At 71.9% G+C, this 14,736-nt stretch carries 12 protein-coding genes, 1 pseudogene and 1 riboswitch; of the genes and pseudogenes, 2 read left to right on the forward strand and 11 right to left on the reverse strand.

Annotation, left to right across the window (positions count from 1 at the left end; translation table 11 throughout):
• Positions 1–5 precede the first annotated feature (5 nt).
• From ABH928_RS23925 to ABH928_RS23940, 4 genes are all read right to left on the reverse strand, one after another.
• Positions 6–824, reverse strand: a complete 819-nt coding sequence (locus tag ABH928_RS23925; RefSeq protein WP_370069821.1) for a nitrilase-related carbon-nitrogen hydrolase — start codon at positions 822–824, stop codon at positions 6–8.
• Between the two features lie 86 nt (positions 825–910).
• Positions 911–1,885 (reverse strand): agmatinase, encoded by a 975-nt coding sequence (gene speB, locus ABH928_RS23930; RefSeq protein WP_370069823.1) that lies wholly within the window; start codon positions 1,883–1,885, stop codon positions 911–913.
• Positions 1,886–2,077: 192 nt separating this feature from the next.
• Complete coding sequence (locus tag ABH928_RS23935; RefSeq protein WP_370069825.1) at positions 2,078–2,497, reverse strand: DUF5959 family protein; 420 nt, start codon at positions 2,495–2,497, stop codon at positions 2,078–2,080.
• Positions 2,498–2,640: 143 nt separating this feature from the next.
• The gene (locus ABH928_RS23940) at positions 2,641–4,209 is read right to left on the reverse strand and encodes a PucR family transcriptional regulator (RefSeq protein WP_370069827.1); all 1,569 of its coding nucleotides are present in this window, start codon (positions 4,207–4,209) and stop codon (positions 2,641–2,643) included.
• A 175-nt stretch (positions 4,210–4,384) separates the two neighbouring features.
• Here ABH928_RS23940 and ABH928_RS23945 point away from each other — a divergent pair, with 175 nt between their 5' ends.
• The gene (locus tag ABH928_RS23945; protein ID WP_370069829.1) at positions 4,385–5,848 is read left to right on the forward strand and encodes a cytosine permease; all 1,464 of its coding nucleotides are present in this window, start codon (positions 4,385–4,387) and stop codon (positions 5,846–5,848) included.
• Positions 5,849–5,902: 54 nt separating this feature from the next.
• Here the strand turns inward: ABH928_RS23945 and ABH928_RS23950 are convergent, their stop codons facing one another.
• The 7 genes and pseudogenes from ABH928_RS23950 to ABH928_RS23980 form a co-directional block, all read right to left on the reverse strand.
• Positions 5,903–6,040, reverse strand: a complete 138-nt coding sequence (locus ABH928_RS23950) for a hypothetical protein (RefSeq protein ID WP_370069831.1) — start codon at positions 6,038–6,040, stop codon at positions 5,903–5,905.
• Positions 6,041–6,136: 96 nt separating this feature from the next.
• Positions 6,137–7,156 (reverse strand): NlpC/P60 family protein, encoded by a 1,020-nt coding sequence (locus ABH928_RS23955; RefSeq protein WP_370069833.1) that lies wholly within the window; start codon positions 7,154–7,156, stop codon positions 6,137–6,139.
• A gap of 12 nt (positions 7,157–7,168) precedes the next feature.
• A riboswitch (cyclic di-AMP (ydaO/yuaA leader) is annotated at positions 7,169–7,326 on the reverse strand.
• A 163-nt stretch (positions 7,327–7,489) separates the two neighbouring features.
• Positions 7,490–8,551: a DUF4232 domain-containing protein gene (locus ABH928_RS23960; RefSeq protein ID WP_370069835.1), complete on the reverse strand. Its 1,062-nt coding sequence runs from the start codon at positions 8,549–8,551 to the stop codon at positions 7,490–7,492.
• Positions 8,535–9,029 (reverse strand): RNA polymerase sigma factor, encoded by a 495-nt coding sequence (locus tag ABH928_RS23965; protein ID WP_196194138.1) that lies wholly within the window; start codon positions 9,027–9,029, stop codon positions 8,535–8,537. The genes ABH928_RS23960 and ABH928_RS23965 overlap by 17 nt, the downstream gene beginning before the upstream one ends.
• Positions 9,030–9,068: 39 nt before the next feature.
• Positions 9,069–9,707 carry a class F sortase gene (locus tag ABH928_RS23970; protein WP_370069837.1) on the reverse strand — a complete coding sequence of 213 codons (639 nt, stop codon included), beginning with the start codon at positions 9,705–9,707 and terminating at the stop codon, positions 9,069–9,071.
• Entirely contained in the window at positions 9,707–10,513 is an 807-nt protein-coding gene (locus ABH928_RS23975; RefSeq protein ID WP_370069839.1) for a DUF4232 domain-containing protein, read from the reverse strand. Before ABH928_RS23975 ends, ABH928_RS23970 begins: the two co-directional genes overlap by 1 nt.
• A gap of 152 nt (positions 10,514–10,665) precedes the next feature.
• Positions 10,666–12,278, reverse strand: a pseudogene (locus tag ABH928_RS23980) (APC family permease).
• A gap of 166 nt (positions 12,279–12,444) precedes the next feature.
• On the opposite strand from ABH928_RS23980, the gene ABH928_RS23985 reads away from it, so the two are divergent.
• Entirely contained in the window at positions 12,445–14,640 is a 2,196-nt protein-coding gene (locus ABH928_RS23985) for a PQQ-binding-like beta-propeller repeat protein (RefSeq protein WP_370069841.1), read from the forward strand.
• Positions 14,641–14,736 lie beyond the last annotated feature (96 nt).

Consider the following 14,736-nt stretch of genomic DNA (forward strand, 5'->3'; position numbering starts at 1 on the left):
AGGGCCTAGTACAGCCAGGGACGACGGTCGGCGTGGACGTCGTTGCGGGCGCTGATGCGCTTGTCGCGGGAGGCTGTCAGGTCGACGTCCGCGATGAGGATCTGGGTGGCGTCCGTGCCCTCCGAGGCCAGGACGAGGGGCCAGCCGTCGGCGTCGACGATGACCGAGCCGCCGGTCCAGTCGACGCCGCGCTCGTGGCCCGCGCGGTCGGCGACGGCGATCGGGAGGCGGTTGACCATCGCGTCCGCCTGGACGCGGACGACCTCGCCCGGGTGCTCGCCCTCCGGACGGGGCTCGGCGGGCCAGTTGACCGGCGCGCAGAGCAGTTCCGCGCCGGCCAGCGCGGGCTTGCGCACCCACTCGGGGAACTCGAGGTCGTAGCAGACCATCACGCCGATCCGGCCGTGCGGCGTGTCGACTACGGGCGGGGCCGCGTTGCCGGGCGTGAAGAACAGCTTCTCCGCGTCCCACAGGTGCACCTTGCGGTAGACCGCACGGAGGCCCGAACGGTCCAGCAGGACGGCCGAGTTGCGCAGCGTTCCGTCCGGGGCCGCCTCGCAGAGGCCACCGACCACGACCACGTCGTGGCGCGCGGCGGCCTCCGCCCAGGCGGTGACGGACGGGCCGTCGACCGGCTCGGCCAGCGCGAGCGCCTCCGCCGGGTCGGCGAAGACGTATCCGCTGACCGGGAGTTCGGGCAGCACCACGATCCGCGCCCCGGCCTCGGCGGCCGACTCGATCGCCGCCAGGGTGGCGGCACGGTTGGCCGCCGACTCGCCCATCACCGGGGCGAGCTGGCAGCAGGCGACCCGCGTGGTCCTCACTGCGGTGTCCTTGGATTCCTTCACCGGTTCTGTCACCGCATCATCCTCCTCGGCCGAGCCGCCCACCGGCCAGCCCACCGACCCGCTCAGCGCGGGGCCAGCAACGAGATCAGCTCGTACGCGGTGTGCGAGGCCGCGACCGCGGTGATCTCGGCGTGGTCGTAGGCCGGGGCGACCTCGACGACGTCCGCGCCGACCAGGTTGAGACCGGCCAGGCCACGCAGGATCGCCAGCAGTTCACGGCTCGTCAGACCGCCCGCCTCCGGCGTGCCGGTGCCCGGCGCGTGCGCGGGGTCGAGCACGTCGATGTCGACGGACACGTAGAGCGGCCGGTCACCGATCCGCTCGCGGACGCCCGCGACGATCTCGGGGACGCCACGGTCGGCCACGTCGATCGTCGACACGATGCCGAAGCCCAGCCTGGCGTCGGCGATCAGGTCCTCCTCGCCGTAGAGCGGGCCGCGGATGCCGATGTGGGTGAGCGCGTCGGTGTCCAGCAGGCCCTCTTCGACGGCGCGGCGGAACGGCGTTCCGTGCGTCGTCGGGGTGCCGAAGTAGGTGTCCCAGGTGTCCAGGTGCGCGTCGAAGTGGATCAGCGCGACCGGGCCGTGCACCCGCGAGACGGCGCGGAGCAGCGGCAGGGCGATGGTGTGGTCGCCGCCGATGGTGATCGGCTTCGCACCCTCGGCCAGCAGCTCGCTGACGGCGGCGTCGACGGTGGCCAGGGCGTCGGTGATGTCGAACGGGTTGACCGCGATGTCACCGCAGTCCGCGACCTGCTGCTTGGCGAACGGCGCGACCTGCTGGGCCGGGTTGTACGGACGCAGCAGCCGGCTGGCCTCACGCACGGCGGTCGGCCCGAAGCGCGCGCCGGGCCGGTAGGACACACCGGAGTCGAACGGCACACCGACCACGGCGACGTCGACCCGCTCGACCTGGTCGCGGCGCGGCAGCCGGGCGAAGGTGGCGGGCCCGGCGTAGCGGGGGGTGGCCGAGGAGTCCACGGGGCCGATGGGCACGGGGCCGGTCGGCGGCGTTGCGGACGAGGGCGACGAGGGCATGCGCTGCACTCCTTCGGACGATCACGTTACGGCCGCACCGCACCCCGCCACGCGACGGCGGACGGGGAGCTTCGGCCTCGTGGGAACGATAGGCAGGGACCTGCTTCGATGCGCCTGTCCATTACGGACAGGGGTTCAGGAGTGGGATTCCATTTCGTACAGCGTGCGTACGGCGTCGAAGTAGAGCGGGTGTCACGTCCCGGCCCAGAACCGGCGCACCTGCTCCAGCCGGTCGAGGTGGTCCTCGACCCAGCCATCCTCGACTCGGAAGCCCAGCCCCAGGGTTATCCGCTCCGGATCGAGCAGCGACACGGTCGCCCATCCGTTGTCGTGCAGGTGCAGCGTGAAACCCAGCCCGCGACCTGTGTCGATCTGGGCTGCCCGTCCCGGGACCAGCTCGCACAGCCCTGCCTCCCACTCGTCCAATTGCCCCAGGAACAGCCAGAGGTCCAGCCGGGCGTCGACAAAGCTCGCGGAGGCGAGTGCCTCCCCGCGCACCGAGTCGTGCCTGGTCAGTGGCGACGGCTCTCCGGCGATACGGACGATGAAGTGCCCGTCCGCGTCTGCGAGATGGACGAGGTCCACTGGGGCAGAGCCGGCAGGGTGCGTCATGGCGTCGCTCGCTCTCGTGCGGTGGAGAAGGCGGAAAGACGGATGGGTGCGCTGGTGGACGTCATCCTGACACCGGGGACTGACAGGCCCGATCACTCCTCCACCAGATCGCTCGAACCGGCCAGATCGCTCGACCGGCCAGCTCACTCCCCGGCCAGATCGCGGGCCAGGAAGGCCAGGGCCAGGTCCATCCGCTCGGTCGCGGACTCCAGGTCCCGGCCGCTGGCCTGGGCGATGCGGCGGATCCGGTGACGCAGCGTGTGGCGGTGGACCCCGAGGTCCGCCGCGGCGGCCTCCCAGGCGCCGTTGGCGTCGAGGAAGGCGCGCAGGGTCGGGAGGGTCTGGCCGCCGTCGAGGATGTCCTCCAGCGGGTCGAGCACCGCGGAGGCGAAACCTGCCAGCACCGTCGGGCCGCCGAGCGACAGCAGCAGACCCGAACTACCGGCGCCCGCCGCGTCCGTGACGCGGGTACCGGTACGGCGGCCGACGCCGAGCGCGTAGCGGGCCTGCCGAAGCGCGGCGGGCCCCTCCTCGGGCCGGACGGCGGCGCTGACGCCGACGCGGATGTCGCCGAGCTCGCCGAGCGGCAGCGCGCTCTCGACGTCGCCCTCCTCCGGCAGCAGCACCGCCGCGACGGGTTCGCCCGCCGAGCCGCCGCCCGATCGCGGACCCAGGTCCGCCAGGTCGAACGCGGCGATGCCCGGCGCGACCAGCGCGATCCGGTCCAGCAACGGGGCCCTGTCGCCCGCCGCGCCCTCCACGTGCAGCGCCCCGATCCGCAGCCGCCGACCGGACGGACCGCCCGCCTCCGCTCCTGCGCCGCCGCGCGCCGCCCGCAGCAGGCCGTCCGCCAGTTCGGCGGAGAGCTCCTCGGTCACCAACCGCCGCAGCGCCGCGCCCCGCGCCTCCCGGGCGAGGCGTCCCGCCGCGGCCGTCCGCTCGGCGTCGAGGGAGAGCAGGCAGGCCGCCGTCGCAGCGAGCGCGCGCTCGTACGTGCCGGGCGCGCTCGGGCCGCCGACCAGCAGGAAGCCGAGCAGCCGGTCCACCCCGAGCGGCATCGCCCGCACCTCGCCCTCCGGCCCGGAGACGACCGCGCCGCCGCGCAGGCCGGCCGCGCGCAGCCGCTCCAGCTCGGGGTCGATCAGTCCGGCCCGCTCCGCCGCCGCGGCCGGCTCGGCAACCAGCGGATGGCCGAGCGGGTCGGTGACCACCACCCAGCGCTCGGTGGAGCGCGCCAGCGCGGTCAGCAACGGCGCGGGACCGCCGCCGCGCGCCGCCGCGGCCGTCAGCGCGCGCTGGGCGTCGTGCGCCTTGGCCAGCTCGGCGTACTGGTCCTCCGCGAGCCGGGCGAAGACGGCCTTGGTGACCGCGATGAACGGGGTCTGCTGCGGGACCTCCAGCAGCGGCAGGCCGCAGTGGTCGGCAGCCTCCGCCAGCCACTGCGGGGCCTGCTGGAACGCCAGTTCCGCGCCCAGTCCGAGCGCCAGCGCGCTGGCCCCGGCCTCCGCGATCCGGCCGAGGTAACCCTCCGCATGCTCCGGGCTCAGCAGCATGCCGGTGGTCATCATCAGCTCGCCGCCCTGCAGCCACGGCGCGGGGTCGGGCACCTCGCTGACGTGCGCGGACGCGAGCGGTCGGTCCAGGCCCGCCAGGCCCGCCACCGCGCGCAGTCCGAGCCCCGGTTCGGCCAGCAGGCCACGTACAGTAAGCATGGATTCATTCTTACGCGCCGCTGTCCATCATGGAACGCCACCATGGCCAGGCGCTCCCAAACGGAGCGGAACCGCGACCCGCCACGAGTGACAAGGTGTGCCAACCGGCGGATTTCCGACCGGGATGTCCATCCTGGCCGCACCCACTGGCGGCCACCGTCCCGAGGGGCTGCACATGGCCGTCTCCGATGAGACCCGAGCGCCGGGCGGACGCCCGTCCGGCACCGCCGCGCACGAGCCCCGCGCGCAGCGCGCCGCCGGCGGTGGCGGAGGCCTGATCGAGGTCCGCTCCATCGACTACGTCCCGCCGGAGGAGCGCCACGGCAAGGTGTGGCACCAGGGCCCGTTCTGGTTCACCGGCAACTTCGTGCTGACCACCATGGTCACCGGCTTCCTCGGCCCGACGCTGGGCCTGCCGGTCGCCTGGTCGATCCTCGCCGTGATCCTCGGCGCGTGTTTCGGCACCTTCTTCATGGCCTTCCACGCCAACCAGGGCCCGCGGATGGGCCTGCCGCAGATGATCCAGTCCCGCGCGCAGTTCGGTCTGCGCGGCGCGGTGCTGCCGTTCGCCGCGGTGGTCTTCGTCTACGTCGGCTTCAACGTCTTCAACGTGGTGCTGGCGACCGAGGGACTGCGCACGGTCCTGCCGGGCGGAACCTGGCTCTGGTACCCGCTGCTGATCGCGCTGGCCGTGGTGCTGGCCGTGGTCGGGCACGACCTGATCCACCTGGTCGAGCGCTGGCTGACGTACATCCTGATCGTGGTCTTCGGCGTGCTGACCGTCTACGCGGTCTTCGGCCACTGGGCGCACGCCCACGGCGGCGGCTCGGGCGGCGGGTTCTCCTGGACGACGTTCCTGGTGGTCTTCTCCGCCGCGGCCGGCTACCAGATCAGCTATGCCGTCTACGTCTCCGACTACTCCCGCTACCTGCCGGAGGACGTCCCCGCCCGCAAGGTGATCTGGTGGACCTACCTCGGCGCGGCCGGCTCGGCGGTCTGGCTGATGTCGCTGGGCGCGCTCCTCGGCTCCCGCCTGCCCGGCGCGGACGCGGTCGCGGCCGTCCGCACCGTCGGCAACGCGCTGCTGCCCGGCTTCGGCACCTTCGCGGTGCTGGTCTCGGTCGTGGCGATCATCGGCATCATGGGCGTCAACGCCTATGGCGCGATGCTCACTTCGACGAGCGCGGTCGACGCGTTCAAGAAGGTCCGGCCGACCGTCCGTACGCGGGTCGTGGGCATCGTCGCGATCGAGCTGATCGTGCTGGTCGTCGCGCTGTCGCTGCCGTCGAACTACCTGGCGAGCTTCAACAACTTCCTGCTGTTGATGCTCTACTTCCTGGTCCCGTGGACGGCCGTCAACCTGGTCGACTTCTACGCGGTCCGGCGCGGGCACTACGACATCGCGGCCATCTTCGACCCGAACGGCGAGTACGGCCGCTGGTCCCCGGCGGGTCTCACCTCGTACGTGGTCGGCATCGTGGCGATGGTCCCGTTCATGGCGCTGTCGTTCTACACCGGCCCGATCGCCAAGGCCCTCGGCGGCGCGGACATCTCCTTCGGCGTCGGCCTGATCGTCGCCGGCGGGCTCTACTACGCCCTGACCGGCTCCGTCCGCCGAAACCTGGCCCTCGCGGCCTGACGGCCCGTCCGGGTGCGCGAGCCCGTCCCGCTCGCGCACCCGAACCGGTCGTCGTCAGACGGTGCGGCCCAGCGCGTCGGCGTCGGCCAGTATTCGGCGTCGGCTCACCGCAAGCCACCGCGCAGCTGCGGCGACGCCCCCGGCCTCGGCAAGCGCGTGAAGGACCAACAGGCGCTTGGGATCGAGTTCCATGCACGCATCACATCACGGCGCAGGCGTGAGCAGTCCGCGAGCGTACGACGGATCCGAGGACGGATCCGTCGTACCGAGCACAGTGAACGCACGTGCCTAGATGTGCCGCATCGCGTAGATCGTGCCGACCGTCGCCATGGGCTCGAAGCGGACGAAGGCGCCGGTGTGCGGGGCGTGGAGGATATAGCCGTTGCCCGCGTACATCCCGACGTGCTCGCCGCCGTTGAAGAAGACCAGGTCACCCACCCGCAGGTCGGCCACCGAGGTGACCGGGGTCCCGTAGGTGAGCTGGGAGTAGGTGTCCCGGCCCAGCTGGTAGCCGGCCTGGGCGTAGGACCACATCATCAGACCCGAGCAGTCGAACTGGTCCGGTCCGTCATAACTCCAGTGGTACGGCAGGCCGATGCGTGTCTTGGCCGCGGCGAACGCCGCCATCTCGATCGAGTCGCCGGGCGTCGCGCCGCTGAGGTTCGGGGTCGTGGTGCTGCCCTGGGAGCCGCCGCCGGTCAACGTCGCACGCTGGGCGGCGGTGACGGAGTCGAGGAGCTTCTGGGTCTGTGCGACCTTCTGCATGACCGCGGCCTTGGCCGCCGCGGCCTGCTGCAGCATGGCGTCGAGTCGGCCCAGCTCCGACTCCGCCTGGGCCTTCTCCGTGTCGAGGATCTTCTCCTCCGCCTGGAGCTGGGCCAGCTGGTCGGTCTGGCTCTGGCTCACCTCGTCCATGGTGGACGCCTTGGCGAGGAAGTCGTCCGGGCTCGCACTGAGCAGCAGCTGAACGGTCGGATCGACGCTGCCGTTCGCGTACTGCGTCGCGGCCAAGGTGCCGACGCCCTCCAGCAGGACGTTCACCTTGGCCTGCTCCCTGGCGATCTCGTCCTGGAGCACGGACACCTTCTGCTGGAGCTGTTGGGCCTGCTCCTGGACCTGGTCGTAGCTCTGGACCGCTTTGTCGGTCTCGTTGTTGAGCTGGTCGAGCTGCGCCTTGAGCTGGCCGGTGGACGGTGTGGGCGCGGCCTGGGCGGCCTGCGCGGAGAGCACGACGCCGGTGGCCGCCGCAGCGGTGACGAGGGTGACGCGGGCGCGACTGGGCGCCTTGGCACGACGGTGGGACGCCACGACGGGCGGACTCCGTTCTTCCTTGTCCGCCTACCGGGTGAGCTGACGGGTTCGGACCGGAAGAGTGGCCCTACGACGTCTCACCACCACGCGCTTCCGCCGGTGGCCCTGACGCCGATTCACCCCGGGAACGTGGTTCCCCGGCTCCGACCGCGCGGCTCGCAGGTCCCGCCTCTGGGAACCCCCGCGCCGCAGGTCGAACTCGGCGGGACCGTCACGGCCCCCCGAACGGGTGGTCGACTGCGCAACGGTTCGATCCAGAACCATAGTTGTCGGATCGTCATGAAATCAATATCGGGACGAGAGAAACAGGTGGTACTCCCGAAAGCAGTGTCAACCAGGCGGGTTGCCGGTGACGCCGGGGCCGAAGGGGGTGACCGAGAAGAGGTTGTCGCAGTTGGTCACCTGGCCCGGGAAGACCAACGAGGCGCGGCTGCCAGGCGGGTAGATCCGCATCGAGGTGGAGGTGGGGAGGCACTCGCTCGGGTTGTTGGTCTGCCGGTTGACGGTGTGGATGGTGTCGCTGGCCGACGCGCCCGGCGCGAGGACGACAGGGCTGTACCCGATGTGCTCGTACGTCGCGGGCGCGCCGATCTGGGCGCCGTGGGCGTCCAGCATGGACAGCCCGGGATAGCCGGTGACGTGACAGGGCGCCGAGCTGTGGTTGGTAACCACCAGGTAGGAGTAGATCTGACCCGCGCCCGCGTTCCCGCTGCCGAGCGCCGCGCTGAGCTGCGAGGCCGTGCAGAGCGGCGTCCCGCCTCCGGAACCGGAACCGGACCCCGTGGAGCCGGGTGCGGGTGTCGCGGAGACGCTCGCCTGCGCTGTGGGCGGCGAGGTGGGCGTGCTCGACGACGTGGGGCTGGGCGCCTGGGTCGGCACGGCGCTCGGGGACGCGCTCGGGCTGGGGCTCGTGCTGACCGGAGCGGGGGTGGGCACGGCCTGGGTCGCGGACGCCGGAGGCGTGACCACCTCTCCCGGCCCTTGCGGCGCGGGTACGCCGACGAGGTAGAGGGACACTCCCAGCACGGCGACGCACGCGGTCGCACCGGCCAGGGCACGCTTGCGCTTCCGCCGCACCGCACGCCGCCGGATCTGCGTGAACGCGCCCTCGGGGATGGGCATCGGCTCGATCGGCAGCAGCAGGTCGCCGAGGTCACCCAGATCACTCAAGTCGCCCAAGTCGCCCCGTGACTCAGGTCCGTCGGTGTCGGTCGGCTCCCCGCCGAGCGTGTCCGTCTCGGGCCCGACAGGGTCACCCGCGGGAACGTCGCGCTCGTTGGCCTGGTTGGCCTCGTTGCCCTCGTCGCGCTCGGTGGCGTCGCTGGGCTCGGTGGCGTCATTGGGCTCGTTGGGGTCGCCCGCGTGGCCGCGTGGGTCAGCGGGTCCGTTCATGGAGTCCCCCAAGGGTCGCGCGGAGCAGTTCGCGGGCGGCGTGCAGGTCGGACTTCACGGTGCCCTCGTTGCGGCCGAGTCGCACCGCGACTTCGCGCACCGGAAGGTCCGCGAAGTAGTACAGCAGCACCGGGTCGCGCAGCCGCTCGGGGAGGGACTCCACCATGATGCGGACGGAAGGGTCGTCCGCCGCGTCCGGCTGCTGCTTCACCGCTTCCTCCCTTCCCGCATGCCGAAGTGCCCGCCGTTCGCGCTCAAGTCTGCGCCAATGGTCGCGGACCAGGTTGGCCGCGGTCACGTAGAGGAAACCGGTCGGCTCCTCCACCTTGGTCCAGCGGGCCCACAGCCGGGTGAACGCCTCCGCGGCGATCTCGTGGGCGGTGCCGTCGTCGTCGACCAGGCGACGGCACCAGCCCGCGAGCCGCGGGTAGAGGCTGCGGAACAGATCGGCTGCGTCCTCCTCGGAGTGTGACGCGATGACCGCTCTCCTTACATCGAGCCGGGCGGCGGTCGGGAGTCAGGATCCGCTGAGAGAGGCGTAGACGATCACGTTGTCGGGATAGCCGCCGCCACTCAGGTGCGGTCCGCCGCACGTGATGAGACGCAGCGCAGGGTGGTCGACGTTCCCGTACACCGCGTTCGTCGGGAAGGTCGACTTCCCCACGGTCTGCACGGAGTCGACCCGGAAGACGGCGGTCGCACCGTCCTGCAGCGTCACCTCCACCTGGTCGCCCGGATGCAGCCGGGACAGGTGCAGGAAGACGCCGTCCCCGTAGCTGCCGACCGTCACGTGCCCGAGGATCACTGACGGGCCGGTCTGCCCCGGTGTCGGCGAGCCGTCGTACCAGGCGGCGGGCGCGTTCGCCTCGATCGGCGGCACGCCGACCGTGCCGTCGGAGTTCAGTCCGACCTGCATGACGGACGCGTCGACTCCGATCGCGGGAATCCGCAGCCGGGCCGGGACGGACCGGGCGAGCGGAGCGGCGGCGGCAGGGGCGGTCGACGACGCCATGGTGCTGCCGCCGGGATCACTCGGCGTGCTCCCGGCAACGCTGCCGGACGAGCCCGAACCGCAGCCGGCCAGCACGAGGGCGGCCGCCGCGACCAGCGCCGCGACCGCTCCCCGCACCCCGTACTGCCGCAGCTGAGCCGCCATCAGCCCCGCGCCTGGGAGCGCGACCGGCGCCGCGCCGCCGCACCCGCGCCGCCCAGCACCAGCACGCCGGCAGCACCGGCGACGATCAGCCCGGTGTCGCCACTCCCGGACGACGTCGACGCCAAGCCGGTGTCCGGGGCGCCACTCGGCACCGCAGTGACCTCCGAACTGGGCGTGGCGGAAGGGGCCGCGGTCGGCGTGCCGCCCGTGCCACCACCGTTGCCGCCCGAGGAGCCCTGGCTCGGCGAGGCGGACGGAGTGCCCGTGGGCTGCGCGTTCGACGGGTTCCCGGAGTTGCCGGGGCCGAACGGGGTGACCGAGAACGTGTGGTCGCAGTCGGTGATCTTGCCCGGGAAGGTCAGCGCGACCTTGCTGCCCGGCGCGTACATTCGCAGGTCGGTCGAGGCCGGCAGGCACTCGCCCGGGTTGTCGGTCTGCCGGTTGGCGGTGTGGATGGTGTCGCTCGCGGACGCGCCCGGCGCGAGCACGACGGAGCTGTACGTCATGCTCTCGCGCGTCGCCGGCACGCCGATCTCGGTGCCGTGGGCATCCAGCATGGACAGCCCCGGGTACCCGGCGACCTGACAGGCCGACGAGCTGTGGTTGGTGACGACCAGGTAGGTGTAGATCTGCCCGGCCCCGGCGTCGCCGCCCCCGAGCGCGGCGGTGAGCTGCGAGGCCGAGCAGAGCGGCGTGGCCGCTGCGGTCTCCGCGGTCGCGGCGTTCGCCTGCGGCGCGAACGCCACCGCGGCGGCGGCGAGGGCTATCGCGGCGGACGCGATTCCGGCGGGTGTCCTGCTGCGCATGTCGTGCGTCTCCTTCTCGGTCGGGATGAGCGACGAGAGAGACGACGAAGTGAGAGGCGGGGTTGTAAAGAGATGTCAAAATCCGTCGGCCCAGGTCGACACCGAAGGCGACACCCAGGGCGATACCCAAGGCACGACCCCACTGCCGACGGTCAGCCCGGCTGATTCCCCTCCCCAGCGGCCGCGGGCGCCGCCACGGGCAGACTGCGCCCCTCCCGCACCGCCCAGGCGAACACCGCCAGCGAGACCACGGCGACCGTGATCGAGTCGTCCGGCGCGGTGAGCCGGTCCAGCCCTTGAACGAGTCCAGCCAGGACAACAGCGTCAGTGCCAACAGGTAGAACACGAGCCAGAGGCCACGCAGCAGTTCCGCGCGCAGGGGTTCCTCGCGGTGCTCCGGCCGCAGCAGGAGGAAGATCGGCAGGCCGATGAGCACCATCGGCAACGCCAGGCGCAGATCGTGCCATCCGGACCAGTACACGAACTCGCTGGCGACGATGAAGCTGAGCGGCGCGATCAGGCGAGCCCGGGAATCCAGCCGCGCAGTCGCCCATCTGGACGACCGCGGAGACCGCAACGGCGACCGCGGAGGCGGCGTAGATCAGCAGATACATGTCGCCCATCACGCTGACGATCTGCTGCCACCCGTTGAACGGCAGCAGGAAGACGGCGATCACGGCGAGGTTGAGGAGCAGTGCCCGGTGCGTGACGCCTTCGCGTCCGCTGACGCGCATGAAGAAGCGCGGCAGGGTGCCGTTCTTCGCTAGGGCGTAGGTGTGGCGAGCGTCGATCCCGACACCTACGTAGGCCGAGCCGCCCGGCGAGACGACCGCGTCCGCGTAGAGCAGGCTGGACAGCCACTGCAGGTTGAGGATCAGCGCGAGCTGGCCGAACGGCGAGTCGAAGCTGACGCCCGACCAGCCGTGGCCCAGCAGGCGCTCGGGGACGGTGTAGAGGAACGCCAACTGCAGTGCCAGGTACAGCACCAGCGCCAGCCCGATCCCGGCGAGGACCGAACCCGGCATGGTGCGGCGGGGGTTGCGCGCCTCGCCGGAGAAGTCCAGCGGGGCCTGGAAGCCGTTGAGCGAGTAGACGATGCCGCCGGCCGCGAGCGCGCTGAGCACGGACGCGTACCCGTAGGGTGCGAACCCTCCGTGCGCCGGGGCGGTCAACCTACCGGAGTGGAAACCCGACGCGAAGAGCGCAGCCACGGTGATCACCGGCACGAGGATCTTGAAGATCGACACCAGGTTGTTGAACCGCGCGAAGAGCCGGACCGCGAACCAGTTCAGCGCGGTGAGCAGCACGCTCAGCCCCAGCGCCACGGCCAGCCCCGGCCCGGTGAGGCTGCCGTTCCTTTAGACCCAGGGCAGGTAGTGCCCGGCGTACCGCATGATCGCGCTGATCTCGGCGGCGGTCCCGCCCACCGACAGCAGCGTCGACCAGCCGATGAGCGTCCCGACCAGCCGTCCGCTGGCGATGAGCGGCCAGCGTACGGTCCCCCCGCCCTCCGGCCGGACACGCCGAGCTCCACCATCACCAGCGCGACCAGCGCGCACAGCACCCCGGCCCCGCGCCAGGCCGGAAGTGACGCCGGACCAGCCGTCTGCGCCGCATACATCGCGGCGAACAGCCACCCGGACCCGACGATGTTGGAGAACCCGATCGACGTGAGCCCCCAGAACCCCAGGTCCCGTCGGAGCCTGCGCTCCTCGGTCCTCACCTCGTCGGCGGCGGCCTCCGCCAGTTCCTGACCGTCCGACATGCAGCCCTCGTCCCCCCAACACTGTGGTCCCATCGAGGCCCAGGCCTCCCATCTCGCTCGCCCCACCGAGGCCGGTCGTTCTGTCCGTCGTGGCGCAGATCCACTGCGAATCGGGGCCTGCCCCGGAGTTGGTGGGCTGTCAGTTACTTCGGCTACGCTCGGCGCCATGGCAGCCGACGGGGAAGTCGTGACGCGCATCGGGCCGTACGAGCTGCTCGAGCTGCTCGGCGAGGGCGGCATGGGGCAGGTGTATCTGGCGCGTTCGCCTGACGCGCGGCTGGTGGCGCTGAAGGTGATCCGCCCCGAGCACACCGAGACTCCGGACTTCCGTGCCCGGTTCCAGCGCGAGATCGCGGCTGCGCAGCGCGTGAACGGGTTCCGGACTCCGCCACTTCTGGACGCCGACGCCCAGGGCGTGCCGCCCTGGCTCGCCACGGCGTACGTACCCGCGCCCACCCTGCACGAGGTGGTGCGCGATTTCGGCGTGCTCGCCGAGCCGGCACTGCGCGCGCTCGGTGCGGGCCTCGCCGAGGCGTTGGCGGCGATCCATGGCGCCGGCCTGGTGCACCGCGACCTCAAGCCGGGCAACGTGCTGATCGCGGCGGAGGGGCCGCAGGTCATCGACTTCGGGATCAGCCGGGCCGTCGACGGCTCCGGGGGCACCCAGATCACCCGTACCGGCGCGGCGGTCGGCACCCCCGGCTATCTCGCCCCCGAGCAGCTCACGGCAGGCCGCACGGCCGGGGCTCCGGCGGACGTCTTCTCGCTCGGCTGCGTGCTGGTCCACGCAGCCACCGGTGGGCACCCCTTCGGCGCGGGCCAGACCCCGGCGGTGCTCTACCGGGTCGTCCACGAGCCTCCCCAACTGGAAGGCGTACCAGCAGCTTTGGCCCCACTGCTGGCCGCCTGCCTGGACAAGGACCCGAGCCGCCGCCCAACCGTCCCGCAGCTGCTGGAGGCCCTCGGCCCCACCGACTCCGGCGCGCTTGTGGTCCCCGCCCTGCAGCGGCAACTGACCGAGCGTCGGCAGTACGCCGAGCGGATGCTGTCCGCGCCGCCGGTGCCCGTCGCCGCACTGCCCACCTCGACCCTGGCCCCGAGCTCCGTACCGGTCCCCGCCCAGGCTCACGCCCACGGTCCCGGCCCTGGCCCTGGTCCCGGCCCCGGCCCCGGCCCCGGTCCAGATCGGCGGCGCGCGCTCAGGATGGCCGCAGCCGGTGGCGGCGCGGCGCTGCTCGCGGTCGGGGGAGGAGTGGCGTACGCGCTCAACACCGGCTTGGGCGCCAGACTGCTCGGAACGCTCGGAATTCACGCCAGCTCCGGCCCCACGGTCTCGACCGGGCCCGCGCCGCTGTGGCAGCAACCCGCCTCCGTGAGCAACACCGCCACGCTGGAACTCCTCGGTGACCTGCTGGTCTGCTGGGACGCATCGAAGGCGCAGGCCTTCCACCCCGCCACCGGCACCCCCGCCTGGACCGGAAAGGTCAACCCGCCCCCGAGTTCCTTCAACCCCGCAGTGAGCTGGCTCGGCGTGACGGGCAGCCTGCTGCTCTGCACGGTCGATACGGACACCCTCCGTCTGGCGGCGCTCGACGCCGGTGGCAGGCAGCTCTACTGCAGCCCCGTCGTCACCTCGAATGGCGCCTCCATCGACCTCCTGGTGGCGAGCGCGGGAGGTGTTGCCCTGCTGTCGGGCCGGGACGGCACCGACGCGTTCACCCTGGTCGCCGTGGAGTTCGCGAGCGGTCGGGTGCTGTGGTCGAGTACGACCATCTCCGAGAACGGGAAGGTGGTCTCCGACGGCACCCGGTTCCTGCTGTACGACTCCGGCACTGTCTCCAGCCTCGACGCACGCACCGGTCGTCAACTGTGGGCCGTACCGAACCTGCCGGCCGCAGGGCCCGGCCTGGCCCTCACGGCCTCCACCGGGGTGCTGCTCGTCAGCGACACCAAGGTGAACGCGCTGGACACGGCCACCGGCGCCCGGCTGTGGACCGCGTTGAACGCGCCGGACAGCCTTGACTCCACCTCGGTCGTGGGCGACAAGGTCATCGTCTCGGGCGACAACTCCCTGTTCGCGCTCGACCTGCACACCGGAAGGCAGCTGTGGCACAGCACGCCTACGGTCGACTACTTCGGCGCCGTCGGGACGACCGGCCCGTCGATGGTCGTGGACGCGGACCTGATCGCGGCACCCATGGCCTCCTCGGGCGGCGTCTCCGTCTTCAACACCTCCGACGGCAGCACTCGTTGGAGCCGCTCGTCCGGTCCCGGCACGCAGTCCTGGACTCTCGCACTCTCCGGGCCCACCCTCTATACGGCCTCGAGCACCACGATTTCCGCCTTCCGTAGCCCGAGCTGACGCGCGCTCAGGCCCCCGGCCGGCTGCCACGCCCGTAACAGTCCAGTACGGTCCCCGTCGTGCCTGCTGCCACAGCAGCGTGGACCGGGGAAGAAT

This window comes from Streptacidiphilus sp. MAP5-3 (assembly GCF_041262505.1).
GTDB lineage: Bacteria > Actinomycetota > Actinomycetes > Streptomycetales > Streptomycetaceae > Streptacidiphilus.

Excerpts from the sequence above, each read along its gene's own strand:
- speB (WP_370069823.1), bottom strand. The coding sequence starts at position 1,885 with ATGCCCTCGTCGCCCTCGTCCGCAACGCCGCCGACCGGCCCCGTGCCC.
- ABH928_RS23935 (WP_370069825.1), bottom strand. The coding sequence starts at position 2,497 with ATGACGCACCCTGCCGGCTCTGCCCCAGTGGACCTCGTCCATCTCGCA.
- ABH928_RS23940 (WP_370069827.1), bottom strand. The coding sequence starts at position 4,209 with ATGCTTACTGTACGTGGCCTGCTGGCCGAACCGGGGCTCGGACTGCGC.
- ABH928_RS23945 (WP_370069829.1), top strand. The coding sequence starts at position 4,385 with ATGGCCGTCTCCGATGAGACCCGAGCGCCGGGCGGACGCCCGTCCGGC.
- ABH928_RS23950 (WP_370069831.1), bottom strand. The coding sequence starts at position 6,040 with ATGGAACTCGATCCCAAGCGCCTGTTGGTCCTTCACGCGCTTGCCGAG.
- ABH928_RS23960 (WP_370069835.1), bottom strand. The coding sequence starts at position 8,551 with ATGAACGGACCCGCTGACCCACGCGGCCACGCGGGCGACCCCAACGAG.
- ABH928_RS23970 (WP_370069837.1), bottom strand. The coding sequence starts at position 9,707 with ATGGCGGCTCAGCTGCGGCAGTACGGGGTGCGGGGAGCGGTCGCGGCG.
- ABH928_RS23975 (WP_370069839.1), bottom strand. The coding sequence starts at position 10,513 with ATGCGCAGCAGGACACCCGCCGGAATCGCGTCCGCCGCGATAGCCCTC.
- ABH928_RS23985 (WP_370069841.1), top strand. The coding sequence starts at position 12,445 with ATGGCAGCCGACGGGGAAGTCGTGACGCGCATCGGGCCGTACGAGCTG.